This window comes from Enterobacter cloacae complex sp. HYC033_NIDB (assembly GCF_056673335.1).
In genome coordinates, this window is sequence record NZ_CP115123.1 from 3,471,917 (window position 1) to 3,494,586 (window position 22,670).

At 53.8% G+C, this 22,670-nt stretch carries 19 protein-coding genes and 2 pseudogenes; 7 read left to right on the forward strand and 14 right to left on the reverse strand.

Annotated features, from left to right (window positions below; all coding sequences use genetic code 11):
* Positions 1-33: 33 nt before the first annotated feature.
* The 5 genes from sirB1 to hemA are packed head-to-tail and all read right to left on the reverse strand — an operon-like array spanning position 34 to position 4,446.
* On the reverse strand, positions 34-843 hold the full coding sequence (gene sirB1, locus O1721_RS16645) for an invasion regulator SirB1 (protein WP_006810913.1): 810 nt from the start codon (positions 841-843) through the stop codon (positions 34-36).
* 3 nt (positions 844-846) lie between these two features.
* Positions 847-1,239, reverse strand: a complete 393-nt coding sequence (gene sirB2, locus O1721_RS16650; RefSeq protein ID WP_023296762.1) for an invasion regulator SirB2 — start codon at positions 1,237-1,239, stop codon at positions 847-849.
* Entirely contained in the window at positions 1,236-2,066 is an 831-nt protein-coding gene (gene prmC, locus O1721_RS16655) for a peptide chain release factor N(5)-glutamine methyltransferase (RefSeq protein WP_032648528.1), read from the reverse strand. The genes sirB2 and prmC overlap by 4 nt, the downstream gene beginning before the upstream one ends.
* The gene (gene prfA / locus O1721_RS16660) at positions 2,066-3,148 is read right to left on the reverse strand and encodes a peptide chain release factor 1 (protein WP_023296764.1); all 1,083 of its coding nucleotides are present in this window, start codon (positions 3,146-3,148) and stop codon (positions 2,066-2,068) included. Before prfA ends, prmC begins: the two co-directional genes overlap by 1 nt.
* Before the next feature lie 41 nt (positions 3,149-3,189).
* Complete coding sequence (hemA, locus tag O1721_RS16665; protein ID WP_003856666.1) at positions 3,190-4,446, reverse strand: glutamyl-tRNA reductase; 1,257 nt, start codon at positions 4,444-4,446, stop codon at positions 3,190-3,192.
* Between the two features lie 201 nt (positions 4,447-4,647).
* Here hemA and lolB point away from each other — a divergent pair, with 201 nt between their 5' ends.
* The 4 genes from lolB to dauA all read left to right on the forward strand — a co-directional run bounded on the left by lolB (position 4,648) and on the right by dauA (position 9,002).
* Positions 4,648-5,259 carry a lipoprotein insertase outer membrane protein LolB gene (gene lolB / locus O1721_RS16670; RefSeq protein ID WP_003856665.1) on the forward strand — a complete coding sequence of 204 codons (612 nt, stop codon included), beginning with the start codon at positions 4,648-4,650 and terminating at the stop codon, positions 5,257-5,259.
* Positions 5,256-6,125: a 4-(cytidine 5'-diphospho)-2-C-methyl-D-erythritol kinase gene (gene ispE / locus O1721_RS16675; RefSeq protein ID WP_017693293.1), complete on the forward strand. Its 870-nt coding sequence runs from the start codon at positions 5,256-5,258 to the stop codon at positions 6,123-6,125. Before lolB ends, ispE begins: the two co-directional genes overlap by 4 nt.
* A gap of 125 nt (positions 6,126-6,250) precedes the next feature.
* Positions 6,251-7,198, forward strand: coding sequence for a ribose-phosphate diphosphokinase (gene prs / locus O1721_RS16680; protein WP_003856663.1), 948 nt, complete (start codon positions 6,251-6,253; stop codon positions 7,196-7,198).
* A 124-nt stretch (positions 7,199-7,322) separates the two neighbouring features.
* Entirely contained in the window at positions 7,323-9,002 is a 1,680-nt protein-coding gene (gene dauA, locus O1721_RS16685) for a C4-dicarboxylic acid transporter DauA (RefSeq protein ID WP_032648531.1), read from the forward strand.
* Here the strand turns inward: dauA and O1721_RS16690 are convergent.
* Positions 8,988-10,046, reverse strand: coding sequence for a MerR family transcriptional regulator (locus O1721_RS16690; RefSeq protein WP_017384262.1), 1,059 nt, complete (start codon positions 10,044-10,046; stop codon positions 8,988-8,990). The genes dauA and O1721_RS16690 overlap by 15 nt on opposite strands.
* A gap of 120 nt (positions 10,047-10,166) precedes the next feature.
* On the reverse strand, positions 10,167-10,442 hold the full coding sequence (gene ychH / locus O1721_RS16695; protein ID WP_003856655.1) for a stress-induced protein YchH: 276 nt from the start codon (positions 10,440-10,442) through the stop codon (positions 10,167-10,169).
* Between the two features lie 274 nt (positions 10,443-10,716).
* Here ychH and pth point away from each other — a divergent pair, with 274 nt between their 5' ends.
* A complete protein-coding gene (gene pth / locus O1721_RS16700; RefSeq protein WP_032648534.1) occupies positions 10,717-11,301 on the forward strand; it encodes an aminoacyl-tRNA hydrolase in 585 nt (194 codons plus the stop codon).
* Between the two features lie 126 nt (positions 11,302-11,427).
* A complete protein-coding gene (gene ychF, locus O1721_RS16705) occupies positions 11,428-12,522 on the forward strand; it encodes a redox-regulated ATPase YchF (protein ID WP_003856650.1) in 1,095 nt (364 codons plus the stop codon).
* Positions 12,523-12,579: 57 nt separating this feature from the next.
* Here the strand turns inward: ychF and O1721_RS16710 are convergent, their stop codons facing one another.
* From O1721_RS16710 to O1721_RS16720, 3 genes and pseudogenes are all read right to left on the reverse strand, one after another.
* Positions 12,580-13,053, reverse strand: a complete 474-nt coding sequence (locus O1721_RS16710) for a hypothetical protein (RefSeq protein WP_017384271.1) — start codon at positions 13,051-13,053, stop codon at positions 12,580-12,582.
* Positions 13,054-13,225: 172 nt separating this feature from the next.
* Positions 13,226-13,708 carry an SMI1/KNR4 family protein gene (locus O1721_RS16715; protein ID WP_017384273.1) on the reverse strand — a complete coding sequence of 161 codons (483 nt, stop codon included), beginning with the start codon at positions 13,706-13,708 and terminating at the stop codon, positions 13,226-13,228.
* Between the two features lie 10 nt (positions 13,709-13,718).
* Positions 13,719-14,945 (reverse strand): annotated as a pseudogene (locus O1721_RS16720) (RHS repeat-associated core domain-containing protein); the annotation flags it as partial.
* On the opposite strand from O1721_RS16720, the pseudogene O1721_RS16725 reads away from it, so the two are divergent.
* A pseudogene (locus tag O1721_RS16725) lies at positions 14,904-15,080 on the forward strand (hypothetical protein); the annotation flags it as partial. The pseudogenes O1721_RS16720 and O1721_RS16725 overlap by 42 nt on opposite strands.
* Before the next feature lie 651 nt (positions 15,081-15,731).
* On the opposite strand, the gene O1721_RS16730 reads toward O1721_RS16725, so the two are convergent.
* From O1721_RS16730 to O1721_RS16745, 4 genes are all read right to left on the reverse strand, one after another.
* Positions 15,732-16,250 (reverse strand): hypothetical protein, encoded by a 519-nt coding sequence (locus O1721_RS16730; protein ID WP_023296769.1) that lies wholly within the window; start codon positions 16,248-16,250, stop codon positions 15,732-15,734.
* A 949-nt stretch (positions 16,251-17,199) separates the two neighbouring features.
* Entirely contained in the window at positions 17,200-17,763 is a 564-nt protein-coding gene (locus O1721_RS16735) for a hypothetical protein (RefSeq protein ID WP_017384278.1), read from the reverse strand.
* Positions 17,764-17,771: 8 nt separating this feature from the next.
* Entirely contained in the window at positions 17,772-22,196 is a 4,425-nt protein-coding gene (locus O1721_RS16740) for an RHS repeat-associated core domain-containing protein (RefSeq protein ID WP_479953228.1), read from the reverse strand.
* Positions 22,197-22,199: 3 nt separating this feature from the next.
* Positions 22,200-22,640 (reverse strand): DcrB-related protein, encoded by a 441-nt coding sequence (locus O1721_RS16745; protein WP_032648541.1) that lies wholly within the window; start codon positions 22,638-22,640, stop codon positions 22,200-22,202.
* Positions 22,641-22,670 lie beyond the last annotated feature (30 nt).

The window sequence follows — 22,670 nt, forward strand, 5'->3', positions numbered from 1 at the left end:
ATCGCCTTATTCGGGTGTGAATCGGAATTAAGATTAATGCAGTGTAATGTGTTTATGCGCGATCGCGTTAATCTGCGCGCGGATCATCTCGCTGATCGGGTCTTCCGGACATTGCTCGACGAAATAATTCAAATCATTCAGCGCCACGTGCTCGCAGTCGAGCTGCGCATAAATCAGGCCGCGGTCGCGGATTTCGTACGGATCTTCCGGATTGAACTGCAACAGCACTTCGCTTGCGCGCAGAGCCAGCTCCATCTGACGCTCTTCCATCAGCGCAGACTTCAGCGTATCCAGGAGCTTGCGGATCACTTCGGCGTTATCGGCTTCATCGAGATCTTCATTGAACAGCTCAGCTATCGGGCTGATGTTGCCTTTCAGCCAGACGTCCAGCGTATGCTCATCCAGCGTGTCGCCGTTAAACGGATTGATTAACCACATCTCACCGTCCAGCCACTCCGCCCGCAAAATCATCTGCGTCGGGAAAATGACCGGCACCAGTGGAATATCCAGCTCGTGCGCAACCCACAGTAAAATGGCGCCCAGCGCGACGGCGCTGCCCTGACGATTTTTCAACACCTGGTCCAGCCACAGTGCGTCAGACAGGCGGTACACGCCTCGCGTGTCGCAGAAACCCCATTCGCCGTAGAAAAGCTCAATCAGCTTCTCTAATTGCCAGTCCTGCGGACGTGCCTGATTGATCTCTTCGCGCGCCAGGCTGACCAGATTCTCCAGTTCAGCGTAAACGTACTGTGACGTAAAATCGTCGCGGATCATCTCTGAAATCAGGATCATACCATCGCAGAGCGGCACTTTGTTAAATTCGAAATCGGCTAAGGACCTCATGACTTACCCCAGTAACGGTATTCTTGTGGTGGCGAGTTTAATGATGATGTACAGCACCACCAGACCCAGCAAAAAGGCGATAAACCCTGTCTGCTGGCTGCGCGGACGATGACGCCCAAGCGCGATAAAACCCAAAACGATGTAGATGATAACGCCAAACAGCTTTTCAGTCAGCCATGCGCCTTTATCAGTAAATGGCAGATAGCCGGTTTTCCACATTAACCCGGCTCCGGAAAGGAACAGCACCGTGTCGATACAGTGCGGGGCGATGCGTACCCAGCGGGCGTTAATTAGCGGATTGTTGCTGTAGCGCCACCAGTAGCGGGCAATGAAAAAGCCGATGGTCAGGGCAACGGAAATCAGGTGAACGGAGATCAGCAGCGTAAACAGGCTCATGACCACTGCCCCAGCGTCAGACGTTCATTGCCGCCGTAATCCCGGCAGGTTTCCACGGCAGCGTATCCGGCACGCGTAAACAGCGCTCGCACCGCCTCTCCCTGCGTCCAGCCATGTTCCACCAGCAGCCAGCCACCGGGAAGCAAATGTTGTCGTGACGTTGTCACAATGTGATCGAGATCCGCAAGTCCCTGATTCGCAGCGACCAGCGCGGTCAACGGTTCAAAACGCACGTCGCCCTGCGCGAGATGCGGATCGTCTTCGTCGATGTAGGGCGGATTGCTGACAATCATTTCGAACACACGGCTTTCAAGCGCGGCAAACCAGCTGCTTTGCAGAACGGAAACATTGTTCAGCCCCAGCCGTTCAACGTTGCGCCGCGCGAGGGCGACCGCATCAGGCATCACGTCTACCGCCGTCACGGTGCAGTCCGGTCGCTCGCTGGCAAGCGCCAGCGCAATCGCGCCGGTGCCAGTACCGAGATCTAGGATCAGACACGGCTGCGCCGGTAACCGCGCCAGCGCCTGCTCCACCAGACACTCGGTGTCCGGGCGCGGGATCAGCGTGGCCGCTGAAACGTACAGCAGAAGTGACCAGAACTCGCGCTCGCCAACCAGATGCGCCACCGGCTCGCCGGTTTTACGGCGGGCAAGCAGCGCCTCCAGCTGCGATTGCTGTTCAGCGGTCAGCGCGGTTTCGCCGAAGGCCAGCAGATATGTGCGGGCTTTACCCGTCACATGCTCAAGCAGAATTTCGGCGTCGCGCTTCGGGCTTTCACTTGCAGAAAGCTCACTGGCGGCATGGCGTAACCATCGCTGAAAATCCATTAATCCTGCTCGGACAGTGCCGCCAGCTGGTCGGCCTGGTATTCCTGCACGATAGGCTCAATCAGCATATCGAGCTTGCCTTCCATCGCCTCATCCAGACGGTAGAGCGTCAGGTTGATGCGATGGTCGGTTACGCGACCCTGCGGGAAGTTATAGGTACGGTTACGGTCGCTACGATCGCCGCTGCCCAGCAGGTTACGGCGGGTAGAGGCTTCCGCCTGCTGGCGTTTCGCCATTTCCGCCGCGTGGATACGGGCGCCCAGCACGGATAACGCTTTAGCTTTGTTCTTGTGCTGGGAACGTTCATCCTGACACTCAACCACAATCCCGGTGGGCAGGTGAGTAATACGGATAGCGGAGTCGGTGGTGTTAACGTGCTGACCACCTGCCCCTGAAGAGCGGAAGGTGTCGATGCGCAGATCCGCCGGGTTGATATCCGGCAGTTCCGCTTCCGGCAGCTCCGGCATCACCGCCACCGTACAGGCTGACGTATGAATGCGTCCCTGAGATTCTGTCGCAGGCACGCGCTGCACGCGGTGACCGCCGGATTCAAACTTGAGTCGACCGTACACGCCGTCACCGCTGATTTTGGCGATAACCTCTTTGTAGCCGCCATGCTCGCCTTCGTTGGCGCTCATGATCTCCACGCGCCAGCGACGGGATTCGGCATACCGGCTGTACATACGGAACAGATCCCCGGCGAACAGCGCCGCTTCGTCGCCGCCGGTCCCGGCGCGGACTTCCACAAAGGCGTTACGCTCATCGTCCGGATCTTTCGGCAGCAGAAGCACCTGAAGCTGCTGCTCCATCTCTTCTGAACGCGCTTTTGCGTCCTGCAACTCTTCCTGCGCCATCTCGCGCATCTCAGGATCGTCGAGCATCATCTGCGCGGTTTCGATATCTTCCTGGACCTGTCGCCAGTCGGTAAAGCATTTTGAAACATCACTTAACTGCGCGTATTCACGCGACAGCGCGCGAAAACGTTCCTGGTCGGCAATGATCCCGGCATCACCGAGCAGCGCCTGGACTTCTTCATGGCGCTCGTGCAGAGCTTCCAGTTTAGCGACGATAGAAGGCTTCATAGGCGTAAATGCACCTTGTCTTAGAAAATGGGTATAGGGCGCTATTCCAGCCCGAGGCTGTTGCGCAGAATAGTCAGGCGTTCATCGTCCCCGTCACGGGCAGCCTGCTGAAGAGATTTGGTTGGGGCATGGATCAGGCGGTTGGTCAGTTTCCAGGCTAAATCCTGCATAATCGCCTGCGCGTCGCCGCCCTGTTCAAGGGCCGCTAACGCTTTGGCCGTAAGGTCATCACGCACCTGCTCCGCCTGACCGCGGTATTCGCGGATGGTCTCGCTGACGCTTTGCGCGCGCAGCCAGGCCATAAATTCGCTGGTTTCCTGTTCAACGATGGTTTCCGCCTGCACAGCCGCCGCCTTACGCTGGGCAAGGTTGTGCGAAATGATGCTTTGCAGGTCATCCACGCTGTACAGGTAGGCGTTCGCCAGTTTGCCCACTTCCGGTTCGACATCACGCGGAACGGCGATATCCACCAGCAGCATCGGCTGATTGCGGCGGGATTTCAGCGCACGCTCGACCATCCCTTTCCCGATAATCGGCAGCGGGCTGGCGGTAGAACTGATAATAATGTCCGCCTCTTTCAGACGTTCATCGATGTCGCTCAGCGCAATCACCTCAGCGCCCACTTCATCTGCCAGCACCTGCGCACGTTCGCGGGTGCGGTTGGCGATGATCATCTTCTTCACCTTGTGTTCGCGAAGATGGCGCGCCACCAGCTCGATGGTTTCGCCCGCTCCCACCAGCAGTACGGTGACGGTCGACAGGGATTCAAAAATTTGACGGGCAAGGGTACAGGCCGCGAAAGCAACCGAAACCGCACTGGCGCCAATGTCGGTTTCGGTTCGCACACGCTTCGCCACGGAGAATGACTTCTGGAACATTCGCTCCAGTTCGCTGGCTTTCAGATGTCCTTTCTGGGAATCCGCGAAAGCTTTTTTCACCTGGCCGAGGATCTGCGGCTCGCCCAGCACCAGCGAATCCAGACCGCTGGCCACGCGCATCAGATGGCTGACCGCATCGTTATCCTGATGCCAGTACAGGCTGTTGCGCAGCTCTTCTTCGTTGAGGTTGTGGTAGTCACACAGCCAGCGGATCAGCGCCTCGTGCAGGTTGTCCTGCTCTTCTACGCTCAAATACAACTCGGTACGGTTGCACGTCGACAGCACCACGCCACCCTGCACCATCGGCTGTGCAAGCAGGCTGTCCAGCGCCAGGTCGAGCGTATCCGGCGAAAACGTAACGCGTTCTCGCAGTGAAACCGGGGCCGTTTTGTGGTTAATACCGAGTGCTAATAGGGTCATGTTGAGCGGGAGTAGTACCAGCGTTAATAAGGTTAGCAGGACGCATCATACAGGATGCGCGAGATCAATAAAAGAGACTGCCCCCTTTCGGAGTAATAGCTTACGCCACGCTTTGAGATAATTTGAACGTAGACGGTGGCACCCTTCAACGCTAGCATTAACAGTTATAACTGCAACGTATCTCAAGGATTTGTCATCATTATGACCCGAATGATTCGCCTGCTGCCTCTGGCGGCCCTGGTTCTGACCGCCTGTTCCGTTCATCAGCCGAAAGGCCCGGGCAAAAGCCCTGACTCACCGCAGTGGCGTCAGCACCAGCAGGACGTGCTGAAATTAAGCCAGTACCAGACCCGCGGTGCATTTGCTTATCTCTCTGACGAACAAAAAGTTTACGCTCGCTTCTTCTGGCAGCAAACGGGTCAGGACAACTATCGCCTGCTGCTGCTGAACCCGCTGGGCAGCACCGAGCTGGAGCTTAACGCGAAGCCTGGCGAAGCGCAGATCACCGATAACAAAGGCCAGCACTACACGGCAACCGACGCCGAAGAGATGATTGGCAAGCTGACCGGAATGCCGATTCCGCTCAATAGTCTGCGCCAGTGGATCCTCGGCCTGCCGGGTGACGCAACCGACTATACGCTCGACGATCAATACCGTCTGAGCCAGGTGAACTACACCCAGGGCGGTAAAACCTGGAAAGTGGTGTACAGCGCGTATGACAGCAAGACGCAACCGTCGCTGCCGTCCAATATGGAGCTGACGCAGGGTAGCCAGCGTATCAAGCTGAAAATGGACAACTGGATCGTTAAATGATGACCCACTGGCCCTCTCCCGCAAAACTGAACCTGTTTCTCTACATTACCGGGCAGCGCGCTGACGGCTATCACACCCTGCAAACGCTGTTTCAGTTTGTCGATTACGGCGACACCATCTCCATCGAACCGCGTCAGGACGGGCAGATTTGCCTGCTGACGCCGGTCGACGGCGTGGCGCATGACGATAACCTGATCGTGCGCGCTGCCCGCCTGCTGATGAAAACGGCGTCGACGTCGGGTCGTCTGCCGGCGGGAAGCGGTGCGGATATCCGTATCGACAAACGCCTGCCGATGGGCGGCGGACTTGGCGGCGGCTCATCAAACGCCGCGACTGTACTGGTGGCGCTTAACCACCTCTGGGGCTGCGGTCTGACGACGGACGAACTGGCAGCGTTAGGGTTGACGCTGGGCGCCGATGTACCGGTGTTTGTGCGCGGCCACGCGGCGTTCGCTGAAGGTGTCGGTGAAATCCTCACGCCGGTCGATCCGCCGGAAAAATGGTATCTGATCGTTCACCCCGGCGTGAGCATTCCTACCCCGGTCATCTTTAAAGATCCTGACCTGAAAAGAAATACCCCGGCACGGTCAATAAAAACGTTATTAAATTGTGAATTCAGCAACGATTGCGAGGATATCGCAAGAAAACGTTTTCGCGAGGTTGATGCGGTGCTTTCCTGGCTGTTAGAATACGCGCCGTCGCGCCTGACCGGTACAGGGGCCTGTGTCTTTGCTGAATTTGACACCGAAACCGCCGCCCGTCAGGTGCTTGAGCAAGCGCCGGTTTGGCTGCATGGTTTTGTAGCACGCGGGATGAACACCTCCCCCCTACAGCAGGCCATTCTGGCGCAGACTGAGTTTCGGTGACAACGTCACCCTGTTCCAGACGTTGCATCGCGCTCTTTAATACACCGCCTGGATAGCGTTTGCTTAGGCCCCGCAGTTTGCGGCGAACGCTATCCACCACTGGACGCATGCCTGAGGTTCTTCTCGTGCCTGATATGAAGCTTTTTGCTGGTAACGCCACCCCGGAACTAGCACAACGTATTGCCAACCGCCTGTACACTTCCCTCGGCGACGCCGCTGTAGGTCGCTTTAGCGACGGCGAAGTCAGCGTACAAATTAACGAAAATGTACGCGGTGGTGATATTTTCATCATCCAGTCCACCTGTGCTCCAACGAATGACAACCTGATGGAATTGGTTGTTATGGTCGACGCGCTGCGTCGTGCTTCTGCTGGCCGTATCACTGCTGTTATTCCTTACTTTGGCTATGCACGTCAGGACCGTCGCGTCCGTTCCGCGCGTGTGCCAATCACCGCTAAAGTTGTCGCTGACTTCCTGTCCAGCGTCGGCGTTGACCGCGTACTAACGGTTGACCTGCACGCAGAGCAGATCCAGGGCTTCTTCGACGTGCCGGTTGATAACGTATTCGGCAGCCCAATCCTGCTGGAAGACATGCTGCAACTGAATCTGGACAACCCGATTGTGGTTTCTCCGGACATCGGCGGCGTGGTACGTGCGCGTGCTATCGCGAAGCTGTTGAACGATACCGACATGGCGATCATCGACAAACGCCGTCCGCGCGCTAACGTTTCTCAGGTGATGCACATCATCGGTGACGTGGCTGGCCGCGACTGCGTATTGGTGGACGACATGATCGATACCGGCGGTACGCTGTGTAAAGCCGCTGAAGCGCTGAAAGAGCGTGGTGCGAAACGCGTATTCGCTTACGCCACTCACCCGATCTTCTCCGGCAATGCGGTAAACAACCTCCGTAACTCCGTCATTGACGAAGTTGTGGTCTGCGATACCATTCCACTGAGCGACGAGATCAAAGCGCTGCCAAACGTGCGTACGTTGACTCTGTCCGGGATGCTGGCCGAAGCGATTCGTCGTATCAGCAACGAAGAATCCATCTCTGCAATGTTCGAACACTGATCGAACACGGCCAAAAAACCCGCTACGGCGGGTTTTTTTGTTTATAGTATTTATTTGTATGACTTATGCCTCCTTCACCTGCCATTCACATGACAGATGATGCGCACACGGATGATAGATAATTGTGAAAAACGTAACCTCCTCACATGTTCTGCCCTTTCGCGCCCTCATCGACGCCTGCTGGAAAGAGAAATACACATCGTCACGCTTTGTTCGTGACCTGATAGCCGGGATCACCGTCGGGATTATTGCCATCCCGCTGGCGATGGCGCTGGCGATTGGTAGCGGCGTCGCGCCGCAGTACGGGCTGTACACCTCGGCCGTTGCGGGGATTGTGATTGCGCTGACGGGCGGGTCCCGCTTCAGCGTCTCCGGCCCGACTGCCGCCTTTGTGGTGATCCTCTACCCGGTTTCCCAACAGTTTGGTCTGGCAGGCCTGCTGGTTGCCACCCTGATGTCCGGCATCTTTTTAATTCTGTTTGGTCTGGCCCGCTTTGGTCGCCTGATTGAATATATTCCCCTTTCCGTAACGCTGGGGTTCACCTCGGGGATTGGGATTACCATCGGGACCATGCAGATTAAGGATTTCCTCGGCCTGCAAATGGCCCATGTTCCGGAGCACTATTTACAGAAAGTGGGCGCGCTGTTTATGGCGTTGCCGACGGCCAACCTGGGCGATGCAGCCATTGGCATCGTTACCCTCGGCACACTTATCGTCTGGCCTCGCTTAGGCATTCGTCTCCCGGGGCATCTGCCCGCTCTGCTGCTGGGCTGCGCGGTGATGGGCGTTGTCAACCTGCTCGGTGGACAGGTCGCCACCATTGGCTCCCAGTTCCACTATGTTCTGGCGGACGGCTCACAGGGCAGCGGCATTCCGCAGCTGCTGCCGCAGCTGGTTCTGCCGTGGGACATGCCGGGCTCAAGCTTCACCCTAAGCTGGGATTCCCTTCGCGCTCTGCTGCCTGCCGCGTTCTCCATGGCAATGCTGGGCGCGATTGAATCCCTGCTCTGCGCCGTCGTGCTCGACGGCATGACCGGCACTAAGCACAAAGCCAACAGCGAGCTGGTCGGCCAGGGCTTAGGGAACATCGTTGCACCGTTCTTCGGCGGTATTACCGCTACGGCTGCGATTGCCCGTTCCGCCGCGAACGTACGTGCGGGCGCGACATCACCGGTTTCGGCGGTCATTCACTCCCTGCTGGTGATCATGGCGCTGCTTATCCTTGCCCCGCTGCTTTCATGGCTTCCGCTCTCGGCCATGGCTGCGCTGCTGCTGATGGTGGCCTGGAACATGAGTGAGGCGCATAAGGTGGTTAACCTGCTGCGCCGTGCGCCGAAAGACGACATTATCGTGATGCTGATCTGCATGTCGTTGACCGTACTGTTCGATATGGTTATCGCCATCAGCGTCGGCATTGTGCTGGCCTCGCTGCTGTTTATGCGCCGCATCGCGCAGATGACGCGTCTCTCCCCGGTTAACGTTGAGGTGCCTGACGATGTGCTGGTGCTGCGCGTGATTGGTCCGCTGTTTTTCGCCGCGGCGGAAGGTCTGTTCAGCGATCTGGAATCCCGCATCGCGGGCAAACGGATTGTGGTGCTGAAGTGGGATGCCGTCCCGGTGCTGGATGCCGGCGGTCTGGATGCCTTCCAGCGCTTTGTTGTGCGTCTGCCGGAAGGCTGTGAACTGCGGGTGAGTAACCTTGAATTCCAGCCCCTGCGCACCATGGCGCGCGCGGGCGTGCAGCCAATCCCTGGCCGATTGTCCTTCTACCCTAACCGTGAAGCTGCGTTAGCGGATCTGTGAGTCATCTGATGCAGAGACGCGTCTTTGCATCATCACCCCGATCGCCTGCTGGAGCCATTCAAGCACGGCAGGCGTCATCCACGTGCCCTTCATCAGATGCGGCTCCTGCTGCATGGCGAGACGAAATTTTTGCTGGGTCTGCGGGTTTGTTCCCGCATAGGACTGGAATAAAACCAGCCAGTTTTCTGCCAGCTTTTGCGCATCGTCAGAAGCGGGACTGAGATTATCCCGCTGCGCCTGATGCAACTTCGCCACCAACGGCGGCCACTCCATCATCCGGTCAAAGTAGTGCGACCGGGTAAAGGCCATCTCTTCGGCAGTGAGATATTTCTCCCAGATGCTGAGCTTTGATTCGGCAAACGCCCGCGTGATGTAATCAGTTATCTCCGGCGTAATGCCGGTTTGCTCCTGCATCTGCGGCTCCACGCTGTGCATCTCGTTCAGACGGGTCAAAAATTCCGGTTTGCCTGCGGTATCCTGCTCCAGGCGTTCCATCCACCGTGAAGCCAAATCGGTCGCCCGCGCGTCCGTGACGCTGACGTTCTGTTCCAGCAAGTGTTTAACCTCCGTCACCAGCCCCGACCAGATATCCGCCAGCGCCTCTTTCTCTACCGCAAACGGCAGTTGCTGCAACTCTTCTTTGCTAAACCAGCGATCGTACATATTCATTAACTCCAGAGTCTGTAGCCAGGATTCCAGATCCGGCGTCGCATCGTCGGTCAGCCCGGTACGCAACTCCACCAGCCGGTTGCGCAGCGTATGGATACTACGCAGTTGCTTGTCCAGCAGAGTGATTTGCCCGTCGAGTAATTCGGCTAATGACAGCGAACGCTGTTCCAGAAAATCCCTGATTTCGGCAAGCTCCAGCCCGGCTTTTGCCAGCGTCTGGATCATATGCAGACGCTGCACATCCGCCAGGTTATAAAGCCGGTAGCCTGCCGCGCTTCTGGCAGAAGGTAACAACAGCCCTGTTTGCTCGTAGTGATGCAAAGTCCGCACGGTGATCCCGGCACGTTTCGCCAGTTCACCCACCTGTATCAACATAACGGCTCCTTTTGTTCTGCCAGTGTCGTTACTCTGGAGCCTTACGTTACGTGAGGGTCAATGCGTCATGCAAAAAAAAACGACTTCAGATGAAGTCGTTTCGGTGTTCTTTATGGGGCACTAGCTATGCTTGCGCTGGTCGCGGCGGCATCGTTTATCGTAATGGCGCACCCACCAGTATTTATCGCAGACTTCCTCATGTCCGCTCACGCGCGCCCCGGCGAGCCACAATACCGCACCTAGGAAGATACTCAGCACCGCGCCATGCGCAAAGTATTGTGGGAGGTCAAGCTGCGGTAATTGGTTTAAGATTGAATAACCGACACCGGCGACCATCACGAACAGTCCCAACCCCATTAGCACGTTACCGAGCATTGAAGCGTTTTTGCGTTTCATATGTCACCTCCGGAACTTTGGGTTGTCAGGGGAAAAGCCCCTTCTCCTTGTGTGTAAAGTATAGACAACGCCTCTTATATGAGTTGCGTGAATGATCACATTTACAGATCACTCCCGGACAAAAATTTACAAATAAGACATTGAACAGCTTGAAATTCTAATTGTTCAAAGAGGAAATTATTCGCATTTCGGTGTACCGCAGGCAGAACTTTGTCAAGCGGCGCGCCAGACAGTAAACTACGCGCCAGATCTGGAACCCATTAGGAAGTAAATCGTGACGATTAAACTGATTGTCGGCCTCGCCAATCCGGGCGCAGAGTATGCCGCTACCCGCCATAACGCCGGTGCCTGGTATGTTGATCTGCTGGCGGAGCGTTTGCGCGCTCCCCTGCGTGAAGAACCCAAGTTTTACGGGTATACCTCACGCATCAATCTTGCGGGTGCTGACGTGCGGTTGCTGGTGCCAACCACCTTTATGAACCTGAGCGGCAAAGCCGTGGCGGCCATGGCAACGTTTTATCGCATCAATCCGGATGAGATCCTGGTGGCCCACGACGAAATGGACCTGCCGCCAGGTGTGGCGAAGTTCAAACTGGGCGGCGGTCATGGCGGCCATAATGGTCTGAAAGACATCATCAGCAAACTGGGTAATAACCCTAATTTCCACCGTTTGCGCGTGGGAATCGGCCATCCGGGCGATAAAAACAAAGTTGTTGGTTTCGTATTGGGTAAACCCCCGGTTTCTGAGCAGAAGTTGATTGACGAAGCGGTGGACGAAGCGGCTCGCTGCACCGAGATTTGGCTTCAGGACGGCCTGACGAAAGCCACCAATCGACTGCACGCTTTCAAAGCGCAATAAACGGCGCCCTGGGGCTTTTTTACCGCGCGTCGCGCGGGTTACGTGTATAATAGGCGTAGTTATTTACTTTTCTTCAATCGGTTATCGTTAACGGATTGATTATCAAGATATTAAGGTGATTTAGAAATGGGATTCAAATGCGGTATCGTCGGTCTGCCAAACGTTGGCAAATCCACCCTGTTCAACGCGCTCACCAAAGCAGGTATTGAAGCGGCGAACTTCCCGTTCTGTACCATCGAGCCGAACACCGGTGTTGTTCCTATGCCCGATCCGCGTCTGGACCAGCTCGCGGAAATCGTGAAGCCACAGCGCATTCTGCCAACCACCATGGAGTTCGTGGACATCGCGGGTCTGGTAAAAGGCGCATCCAAAGGTGAAGGCCTGGGCAACCAGTTCCTGACCAACATCCGTGAAACCGAAGCGATCGGCCACGTTGTGCGCTGCTTCGAGAACGACAACATTATCCACGTTAACAACAAAGTGGATCCGGCTGACGACATCGACGTCATCAACACCGAGCTGGCCCTCTCTGACCTTGACACCTGCGAGCGCGCCATTCACCGCGTGCAGAAGAAAGCCAAAGGCGGCGACAAGGATGCGAAAGCGGAACTGGCTGCGCTGGAAAAATGTCTGCCACAGCTGGAAAACGCGGGCATGCTGCGCGCGCTGAAAAACCTGACTGACGAAGACAAAGCGGCGATCAAATACCTGAGCTTCCTGACCCTGAAGCCAACCATGTACATCGCCAACGTCAACGAAGACGGTTTCGAGAACAACCCGTACCTCGACAAAGTGCGTGAAATCGCTGCGGCTGAAGGTTCTGTAGTTGTGGCGGTTTGCGCTGCCGTTGAATCCGACATCGCTGAGCTGGACGACGCCGACCGTGAAGAGTTCATGGCCGAGCTGGGTCTGGAAGAGCCGGGCCTGAACCGCGTGATCCGCGCGGGCTATGAGCTGCTGAATCTGCAAACCTACTTCACCGCTGGCGTGAAAGAAGTGCGTGCGTGGACCATCCCTGTGGGAGCGACCGCGCCTCAGGCGGCTGGTAAGATCCACACCGACTTCGAGAAAGGCTTCATTCGTGCGCAGACTATCGCGTTTGAAGACTTCATCACCTACAAGGGTGAGCAAGGCGCGAAAGAAGCAGGCAAGATGCGTGCGGAAGGGAAAGATTACATCGTTAAAGATGGCGACGTGATGAACTTTTTGTTTAACGTTTGATTTGTTTTGAATGAAAAAAATCCACGCTTTGGCGTGGATTTTTTTTCGCGTGTCCTATCAATAGATAACTAGTTTGCCCGCTGGCCAAGTACCTGACCATCCACAGGGCATATGCCCAGCTTCATAAACATTAATTAAGCCTTCAAAAGCGAATGGCTCATGTAGTAAAGAACTATACGCATCTTCAAGCAAGTAATTCACAAGGTCCCATTTTAAGTTCTCAGTCATTGATCCTTTCTCAGACTCTGGGAAGATTATTTTTGGGATAATATCATTCTCCACAACTTTCTTAGCTTCTTTGACCAAAGAGTTCCAATATTGATATTTGTTAGTGTGTTTTTTTGCGAGATAGCCCGTTATTTCATAACCAGCCTCCAAGGTGGCACTTTCCCATTCATCGCTATTCAAGCCTTTTATAAATAAGCTAAGGGACTGAGCCTGGATAACACCAGGGAGTGTCGTTGCTACACCAAGATTAACAAACCAATTAATATTATTTAACCTATGTATTGCTAACTGGGATATCTTCATTTTTTAACCTGATTTATTCTACATGGGATTCTAGCTGCTTTCATACCACCAAGCCTGTCATGCTGTTTTATAATAAAACCCTATGGTTTGTGTCACAGAGCTTTATTAAAAATATGAATATCAAAACAACAGCAATCGAAGTAAATAAATCGATTAAATTTTTAAATATTCTTTAAGAAAGATCTTCTTCTGCTACTAATCCATTAACAAAATTGGCAAATGAATTTGTCAGATATCTTTGAAGTTTTATGTGATTCTCTTGCATAGTCAAATCCTCATCAAAAGAATCTGTAGCAAAATATACTATTGAGTAATTGTCTAAATCTAGACAGAAGAAATTCCCTCCCCAATCATTTGCGAAAGGAAGCAGGTTTTTAGGAATCACTTCCCTATCCAACATGCTGATATAACAACCGTCGATTAAAGATCTAGGGTCATTATTTGTCTGACTATTATAAACAAACGGTTTAAACCCTGCCACCTCTACTGGCTCAAAATCTTCATCACCGTCCCACCAACTTTTCTCAGGAGTGCCACCATTAAATTGCAGATAATGTGAAACGAAATCATCCGGAAGAGTAATAGATAATTTCTCTTCCGTTTTAGTAATATCTGCACGTCCAATCTTTTTTTCACAGTTACTGAAATGGTTCATAGGTTATACCTCACTGATGACAGTTTGCACGCAATTTTTTCGGGACACGCCCCTTCAACCAGCCTTTAGAATGAGAAACAGCAATGGCTTCTTGGGAACCATATTTTACACCAAAATATTTCTCGAATTGTGAGACTGAGCCTTTATGTGGGAAAGTAGCTTCATGCGCAGAAGTTTTTACTAATTGCATTGTTGTCCTTCCTGTGGCTGGGTCAAAATCATCGACATGATGCCATGTATATCCAGTTGCATCGCTTTTAGAAATACCGGCTGCCTTGAAAGCCTCGGTGAAATCTCTATCTCGAGTTCCTTGCATTGTAATAGATACAATATTCTGTTTTGTTCCATTGATTGGGAAAAGATCTGGGCTTCCTGTAAAGTCGACTCCCTTTAATGCCAACCCCCACGGATCCACCCAACCCAGCGCACTCGGCGCATACTGGTAAAGGTTTATCCCCCCCGCCAGCCCTATCGGGTCCTGCTGCGTAAACCGCCCGCAGTCCGGGTCGTAATACCGGAACAGATTGTAGTGCAGCCCTGTCTCACGGTCCAGGTATTGTCCCTGCATGCGCAGGTTCTGGGAATATCCTGATACCTGCGTCTCGCTTTCCCGCAGCAGTTTGCCCCAGGCGCTGTTCACCCCTTCCCAGCGCACCTGCCCTTCGCTATCCGTCATCCGCTCCGGCGTGCCGTTGGGCTGACAGTGGAACCAGAAGATTTCCGGGGCATCAACGCCGTCAATACGTGCCAGCGGATCGTAGCTGTCCTGATCGCTGTAGACGTAGGTCAGCGGCACATCCCCGTGCACCTCCTGCAACAGCCGGAACCCTTCCCAGACAAACCGGGTGGTGACTGGGTTACCGGTTGGCTGTCCGCCCACCATCTGGCGACGCGTTTTGCTGATGCGTCGTCCGAGTGGGTCATAGCGGAAGCTGACCTGCGTCTGCGGCCTGTTGCGGTCCCGCGGCTGGCTGATGACCTCCGTCAGGCGGTGCTCGCCGTCGTAGCGGTAGTGCCAGCGGGTCTGGCCGTTATCCTTCTCCACGGTGCGACCATGGATGTCATAGCGCCAGCGAATGCCGTTCAGCTGCGTCAGGCGGTTGTGCGTGACCTTCTCAGCAGATCCTTCGAGCGGGTTACCGGTAGTATCCCAGCGGTGCAACCAAAAGCACTGAAAATTACCGGTAACTATATCCCGGCGATGCAGGCGGCCAAGACGGTCATATTCGCTGCGGGTTCGTTAGTGTTAGTAGTTTGCGCCACGGTTGAATCCGATAATACTGAACTGGACGATGCCGACCGTGAAGAGTTTATGGAAGAGCTGGGTCAGGAAGGGCCAGGCGCGAAAGAAGGAGGCAAGATGCGTGCATAAGGAAAAGACTACATTGTTGAAGATGGCGATGTGATGAACTTCTTGTTTACGTTTAATTTTTATGAACGGGAAAAATCCACGCTTTCACGTACATTTTTTATTAGGGAGTCAAAAAAATATCTTAGAGATCTGACTTCTTGCTCACCTCCAAAGAAATGATTTGTGTAGTCGCAAGCTTTAACGTCTGAAAAGGCACCTCGATTAATCACTCAACAAGTAAGGCCAGACTCTAATACTTAGCGAGGCTGACACCACCGTTTCTTAGGAGAGGTCTGCCGGTCGACAATAATATATCTTCTAAATCCTTTTTTTTTGCGAGCGGGAATCGTTAAAAGTTTTGAATCGCATTTTATCATAATAAGCAGGGCCTGATCGAGACAACGCGTTACGCTTCATACCATTTAAATAAAACCAATCATGCCAGCCATTTTGGTTTTCCACATAGCTAAAGACAACAACCCCTTCTTCGTTCAGATGATTTTTAAGTAATAGAAAAATGTGCCTCGTGGCAGTGCAGGCAAAGAAGCTTTTGCCCTAAGCATCAAATAGGGTTACAACGGTTAATAATGGCTTTTTATCGGTTAACACAAAAACTAACTCGCGTGTTGTAAGACAATTGCATAATCTAAAATGGTATGCTGAAAATTTTTTTTACCCTTCAGCAATGATAACGTTTCTATGATTTGTTCCATTCTTTATCCAGAACATTTCATCTTGAGGTAACGTTCCATTACCGCAGAAATCAACAAGCTCACCTTGCCAACCATCAGGAACATATTTTTGATAATGCATACTTTCAACATACTCCGAATATAGTCTTTTATTATCAAAATCTATAAGCAAATCCGGCATAAGATCATATATATCCCACCAAGTTGTTTTTTGCGAAAGCCTACTAAAAAACTCATCAGCTATGTCATCCTTATCGAATGAATAGCCATCTTTAATTAACCCATCAATAAATATCTGCGCGTTTTCTTCATTTACTACGGGTATGTCATATCTTTCCTTATGGACATCCTGTAGATTTATTTCCACCCCACTTTTCACAAAACCCTCTATCCATTTAATTCTATCTAAAATCCACATTTCTTTGAACGCCACGAACCAATAATATATTCCTTCTTTCTTTACTATCACAAGGAGATCATCATCTTTATTAATATTCATATAGTAACCTATTTTACATTACCGGAGCCTGGAATCGCTACTTCTTCAAGCCATTCTGCCCATACTGATGGTAATACATACGATCTACCTGGCGTTGTTGGATCAACGTGCTTAGGAGCCAATCCCCCTTGATTTAACGGATTAAGCATGCGTCAGGGGGTTGTGCGTGTCCTTTCCAGCAAGTCGTTCGAGGTGGATTACCAGCAGACGATCGCAGTTGTCATAATTTCATTATTGCGTACAGCTGGTAAAAGACTTTTAAAGGCTCAGAGTCTAATATCTAAAGACTTTACACTTAAAAGAATGAGCATGACGTAAAGAAAAAGGGAAGTTGCGTGCAGAAAGCAAAAAATCAAATCGTTAAAAATGGCGATGGGATGAACTTCTTGTTTAAAGTTTGATTTGTTTTTTATGAAAAAAACGAACTTGCGCACTCTTAGGAAAATAGAACTCAAGGTATTTTTCAGCTCTGTCTTGAAACGTTCGTTCTTTGACGTAGTTATAAGAATCATTAAAATATTTGTACGCTTCATCAAATTGATTCAACTCATAAAAAACCATGCCGAGGTCGATTAACGGCGCTGTCTCTATATCCGATCCACGTGTACTAAGTATCCTCTCCCCCCATTTTTTCGCCTCATCGTTCTCCTTGAGAGCAAAGCAAGCACTGTACATGTACGCAGAGTTGCAGTTGGCAATTTTCCATTCGATCTGCGGCTCAGGAAGAGCCTGCCGGACATTTTGTTATTGCTCTAAAGCCTCGGCTTATTTTTTTATCATGAAATTCGTTTCCTTTTTCTACAAGAGATGTAAGTATTATTCATGTGTTTATTCATTAGCAATAGCAAATAAACCTCCTCACCTATAAAAAGGGGAATAAGAAATAAATGCTTTTAGAAGCAAGGAGGTATCTAAGACAGTAAATCTTTATTATTAAAAAACTTAAAAACTAACCAAAAAAGAATTTCTTAAACCCTTCAACCTCAACATCTTTTAGTTTAGTTTTAAGCATCACATCGATATCTTCCAGAAAATCTTCTCTTAAATTAAATTCATCATCTGTAGCATCACCATCATAATTATTTTGTTCCATCTCAATAGCAGAACAAAAAGCATTCAAAAAGTCAGCTAAGGAACCAGAAATTATAAAGTTTCGTTTTTGAATGCTACCATAAACAGGAGATGTTAGATTTTGGGTGTCACAAAAAAGAACGTCACCATTTCTTTCAGCAAAGATTATATATTCATCGCGCCAAGCCGTATCATTTTGAACTCGCCAACCGGATAATATTTCGTTGAGATCTTGAGGTTCAATAATCTGTAAATAAAAAGTACCATCAAATGTTGGACTGTCATTTAAAATCAAATGACGATAAAAAAAATCAACCTCCCCATTTAAATTCACGGGAAAAGAAGTCTCATTTTCATCGTCTGTATAGTCTATCTCTCCCATATTCAATTCATTCATTTTAAATTTGTTCACAAGATCTTGGACTGCATTTTTTATGTTCATCTTTCCACCTATAATTGCTTACATCGTTGTCTAGATTTTAATGTTCTTTCTCTATCGATTAAGCGCCCACGCGTCGAGTTCTTAGTATTCCCTCTATGTCCTTGATCACCATGGACATGCTCATTGAACTTGTCGGGATGGTTATGATTTTTCAAGAATACAATGTTCCTCGGATCACCTTGCCATTTGGAACCAAGTGTACCATTGCCTTCTACCGAATTGATATGATGCCCGGTATAGCCTGCCCGGGACATCACAGAGGTTAGGCTCTTGTTGGGAGTCTTCAAAATTAAATCCCTCTCTTGCGCTGTCCAATTTCTTGTGCCAGCCCCACCATCCTGCAATAAGGCTTTTTCTTGCACCCATGCCCTAGAAATAGCAGAGCTTCTAGCTCCACCTTGAGCAGAAAGAGAATCATGTGGCCGGTAACGAATGAGATCGTCAGGAGTCAACCCCCACGGATCTGCCCACCCCAGCGCATTCGGCGCATACTGGTAAAGGTTAATCCCTCCCGCCAGCCCTATCGGGTCCTGCTGCGTAAATCGTCCGCAGTCCGGGTCATAATACCGGAACAGATTGTAGTGCAGCCCTGTCTCACGGTCCAGGTATTGCCCCTGCATACGCAGGTTCTGGGAATATCCTGATACCTGCGTCTCGCTTTCCCGCAGCAGCTTGCCCCAGGCGCTGCTCACCCCTTCCCAGCGTACCTGCCCTTCGATATCCGTCATCCGCTCCGGCGTGCCGTTGGGCTGGCAGTGGAACCAGAAGATCTCCGGGGCATCAACGCCGTCAATACGCGCCAGCGGATCGTAGCTGTCCTGATCGCTGTAGACGTAGGTGAGCGGCACATCCCCGTGCACCTCCTGCAACAGCCGGAACCCTTCCCAGACAAACCGGGTGGTGACTGGCTTACCGGTTGGCTGCCCAAACAGCATCTGGCGTCGCGTTTTGCTGATGCGTCGCCCGAGCGGATCGTAGCGGAAGCTGACCTGCGTCTGCGGCCTGTTGCGGTCCCGCGGCTGGCTGATGACCTCCGTCAGGCGGTGCTCGCCGTCATAGCGGTAGTGCCAGCGGGTCTGGCCGTTATCCTTCTCCACGGTGCGGCCATGGATGTCATAGCGCCAGCGAATGCCGTTGAGGTGCGTCAGACGGTTGTGCGTGACCTTCTCAGCAGAGCCTTCGCGCGGGTTACCGGCAGCATCCCAGCGCCACTGCTCCTGGCCGGGCAGCGTGCCGTCCTGAACCAGCAGACGTCCGGCGCTGTCGTACTGCCAGCGGTACCAGCTGAACGGGTTATCGTCCCGCTCTTCCCGCACCAGGTTATTGCGATAGTCGTAATCCCAGCGGCGGGACCAGCGGCGCGGCGACGGGCGCTGGGCATTGCCGGTAAAGACGTCCCGGCGATGCAGTCGGCCAAGGCGGTCGTATTCGCTGCGTGTGATTAGCAGCCCCTGCGTACGGCTGGTTTCACGGTGAAGTTCGTCGCGGGTAAAGTCGGAGACCGAGAGCTTATCAAGCGCGATGCTGAGCAGATGTCCGCTGCCGTAGTAGAACTGTTTCAGCTCCCGGCCATCGGGCAGCGTGACGGAGGTGCGGTTACCCAGCGCGTCATACTCCCACGCCAGCTCCCCGTGCTCGTCCGTTTCGCGCGTGACGCGCCCGAGCGCGTCATACTCAAACACAAGCTCCTGCTCGGCCTCGGCGCTCCAGGCATCGGCTGAAAGCGCGGGATGCAGCCCAATCCGGCTCACAAGTCCGGACGGGGTGTAGTGGTAGCGGGTCTGCCCTTCCGGCGTGGTGCGGGCGACCAGCTGGCCGCTCGCGCTCCAGGCGAAGGCATGGGTAATGGCCTCCGGATGTCCGGCGGCAAAGGTGCGCGCTATCGTACGCCCGCAGGCATCGTAGCGATACTGCGAGGCCACGCCATCGAGTCCCACCTCTTCCAGCAGCAGCGAGTCTGCGCCCCAGCGGAACTGATACGCTTCGCCGTTTTCGTTTTCCATGGCGACCAGCCGTCCGCGGCTGTCCCAGCGGCGGCGCACCTCTTCACCCTGCGTATTGCGGGTGGCGGTTAAGCGCCCTGCCTCGTCGTATCTGAACTCGCTCTCTTTCCCGTCGGCGCCCGCATGCTTCACCGGCAGGCCACGTTCGTTCCATTTGAGCGACTCGGTCCAGCCTTCTGGTCGGTCGAGCTGCACCGGACGCCCCGCGGCGTCGTAGCGGTAACGCGTCTCTTCGCCGTCGGCGCTTATCTCAGCCACCAGCCAGCCCAGCGGATGATAACGGTATTGTGTCACACGGCCCGAACAGTCCGTCGCACGCACCATCTGCCCGGCCTCGTTGTACTCCTGGTAACGGCTGTTCCCGGCGGCATCGACTTCTTCCACAACCTGACCAAACTCGTCCCGACGCAGCAGCGAGGTCTGCCCCATCGGATCCACCACGCGTTTCAGCCCGTGATGTTCGTCATACCGGAACCGGGTGGCGCTACCGTCGGCTTCGATGATGGACGCCGGAAGCGCACGGTGCTCCAGCCAGGTGGTGGTGCGGGTATTGCCGTCGGCGTCGATCTCCTGCACCCGGTTGCCCATCTCGTCATAGACGAAGGTAACGGCATTACCCAGCGGATCGATGCGACGCGTGAGGAGTTCGTTGTCATCCCACTCGTAGCGCCAGTTCTCACCGCGCTCGTCAACGTAGCGAACAATCAGGTTTTGCGCGTTCCAGTAATGCTTTCGCGTCTGACCGTCGTAGTGATCGACGGTCGTCAGCCCGGCGGCTAAATCGTAGCTAAAGCGACAGCCGTCGCCGGTGCTGGTGCGGTTTTCCACCACGCGCCAGTGGTCGAATTTTTGCCAGCGGTATTCGCTCTCCAGCCCGCCCGGCAGACGGTGCCAGACCATCAGGCCATCATCGTTATAACGGTATTCACGGGTAACCACGCCGGAGGCATCCGTTGCGCTGGCCAGCTGGCCGCGCGCGTCATACCCCCACTGCATCAGCGGCCATGTCTGGTTGCCGTCAAAATGGCTGGCAGCGGTAACGCGCTGCGGGAAACGTTCATCGTCATAGCGCAGGGTGACATCGATCGCCCGCGGCTCATCGTGCAGTCCGACCAGCCGCCCGTGCTCATCCCATTCAGTCAGCAGCGCGTTGCCGTATTCGTCGCTGAGGGAGACCAGGCGCAGGATGGAGGGGTTAGCGCGGGTCGGTTTATACAGACGCCACACCGCGCCGTCATCGTCGGCTATCGCCACGTCGCCGCTCTCATTGCGGCGGATGATAATGCCTTCGCTGATGCTGTAAAACGCGCGTTCGACCGGCGGCAGCTCGAAGCTCAGCTCGCGCCCGGTTTCATCGAACCAGGTGGCGTTGTTTTCTTCCAGCGTCAGATAGCTGTCAAAGGTGGTAGCCCAGCCCAGACCAAACAGCCCTTCGCGGGTGGTCAGGCTGTTGTAGCTGCGCTGCCAGCGCAGTGGAAAGCGCCCCGGCAGCGAGAAATCGAGTTCGTCGTCGTCATTCAGCACCTTCACGCCGGTAGCGGCATGAACCGGGTGCGAGGAGCCGAACACGGCGTTGACGGCCATATCAGCCAGCATCCCGCCACCGGCAGCAGCCAGCGCGCAGGGCATGTTTTTCAGGATCTTGCCTGGCCGCCCGCGCAGCAGGGAGAGCGCAATCATCCCCAGCGCCAGACCCGGCGTTTTACCGCTTTTGATATCGCGGACCGTGAGCGTGTCGCCGCCGATGATCACGTTCGGGGAGACGTCGTCGGAAACGGTGCCCTCGCAGGTGGTGCGATCTTTTGCGCGCACCGCAGGCTGTCCGTTGATGAAGACGCTTTTCGAGCCTTCCGCCAGATACTGCGGCCCGGAGTGTTTATCACACGCCACCTTGTCTTCTTCCAGCGGCGAGGTCCCCGCGGCGGCAGAGGCGACGCTGGGCTGCCACATCTCGCTGCCGAACTGTCCGGCAGCGGAGAGCAGCATGCCCGCATAGTCGGCAAAGCTGCCCGGCGACTGCGGCTCAGGGGACGGGGTATCGGCAGGCGTTAACGTCCCGGCGGCGCGCGCAGCGGGAAGTTTATTTGTCAGAACATTGCTCGAACCGGTGGTGATTTTGCCTGCGGGCGACGGCGGGAAAAGCGCGTTACCCAGCCCTTCAGCGGCGTTGCTGATATCGTCGGTGATCCCGGCGACGTTCGCCAGAACCCCACCAATAATGCCGCTCAACAGACAGCTGGAGCCAATTGCCGCCACGCCTGCTGCTGCTGCCCCGGCTCCCAGCAGTGGGGCCGCAACGGTCGCTGCCGCGCCCACCGCCGCGCCAATCACCGCATAGGCAGCGCCTTCCGCCACAATGCTGGTAATATCAGCAAAAATGCTGGAGTGAATAATCTCGTCGCCCTTACGGGCCGCGTTGTTATCGCTCATGCCTTACACATTCCGGTTGTCGTTTAGCGTCAGACTCTGCTTCAGTGCGCTCCAGCGCGCCTCGTCCTCTTCCGTAAAGGCTTTTAAGGCCGAGAGGGTAAAAATCATCAGTACCGGTTTGCCTGGCGTCTGCACGGCCAGCTGTTTTTGCCACAGGCGCTGGCCGTTACGGTCAAAGGTGGTCTCAACTTCCAGCCCGTTAATTTTTCCGTCAGGCCCGGCTTTTACGTGCTGAAATTCGCTCTGGGCGATCTCACCCATCTGAGGACGCAGCACGTCCCACTGGCGGTGAAACTCTTGTTCGTAGTCGCTGCCATCGGGAATCACGCCGCGGCTGACTACCACGGATAATCCGCTCTCGTCATCACGAATGATGTTCATGCTGTTGTCCTGCCAGGCGGCAGGAAAAAGGGTAAAGGAACCTTCCTGGAGGGTGTATTTCATAAGTGAACTCGGGATGATTAATATCAAGGA

What these genes read in the sequence shown, in the direction of transcription:
- sirB1 (WP_006810913.1), bottom strand. Translation starts at nt 843, where the DNA reads ATGAGGTCCTTAGCCGATTTCGAATTTAACAAAGTGCCGCTCTGCGAT.
- sirB2 (WP_023296762.1), bottom strand. Translation starts at nt 1,239, where the DNA reads ATGAGCCTGTTTACGCTGCTGATCTCCGTTCACCTGATTTCCGTTGCC.
- prmC (WP_032648528.1), bottom strand. Translation starts at nt 2,066, where the DNA reads ATGGATTTTCAGCGATGGTTACGCCATGCCGCCAGTGAGCTTTCTGCA.
- prfA (WP_023296764.1), bottom strand. Translation starts at nt 3,148, where the DNA reads ATGAAGCCTTCTATCGTCGCTAAACTGGAAGCTCTGCACGAGCGCCAT.
- hemA (WP_003856666.1), bottom strand. Translation starts at nt 4,446, where the DNA reads ATGACCCTATTAGCACTCGGTATTAACCACAAAACGGCCCCGGTTTCA.
- lolB (WP_003856665.1), top strand. Translation starts at nt 4,648, where the DNA reads ATGACCCGAATGATTCGCCTGCTGCCTCTGGCGGCCCTGGTTCTGACC.
- ispE (WP_017693293.1), top strand. Translation starts at nt 5,256, where the DNA reads ATGATGACCCACTGGCCCTCTCCCGCAAAACTGAACCTGTTTCTCTAC.
- O1721_RS16690 (WP_017384262.1), bottom strand. Translation starts at nt 10,046, where the DNA reads ATGTTGATACAGGTGGGTGAACTGGCGAAACGTGCCGGGATCACCGTG.
- ychH (WP_003856655.1), bottom strand. Translation starts at nt 10,442, where the DNA reads ATGAAACGCAAAAACGCTTCAATGCTCGGTAACGTGCTAATGGGGTTG.
- ychF (WP_003856650.1), top strand. Translation starts at nt 11,428, where the DNA reads ATGGGATTCAAATGCGGTATCGTCGGTCTGCCAAACGTTGGCAAATCC.
- O1721_RS16710 (WP_017384271.1), bottom strand. Translation starts at nt 13,053, where the DNA reads ATGAAGATATCCCAGTTAGCAATACATAGGTTAAATAATATTAATTGG.
- O1721_RS16715 (WP_017384273.1), bottom strand. Translation starts at nt 13,708, where the DNA reads ATGAACCATTTCAGTAACTGTGAAAAAAAGATTGGACGTGCAGATATT.
- O1721_RS16730 (WP_023296769.1), bottom strand. Translation starts at nt 16,250, where the DNA reads ATGAATATTAATAAAGATGATGATCTCCTTGTGATAGTAAAGAAAGAA.
- O1721_RS16735 (WP_017384278.1), bottom strand. Translation starts at nt 17,763, where the DNA reads ATGAACATAAAAAATGCAGTCCAAGATCTTGTGAACAAATTTAAAATG.
- O1721_RS16740 (WP_479953228.1), bottom strand. Translation starts at nt 22,196, where the DNA reads ATGAGCGATAACAACGCGGCCCGTAAGGGCGACGAGATTATTCACTCC.
- O1721_RS16745 (WP_032648541.1), bottom strand. Translation starts at nt 22,640, where the DNA reads ATGAAATACACCCTCCAGGAAGGTTCCTTTACCCTTTTTCCTGCCGCC.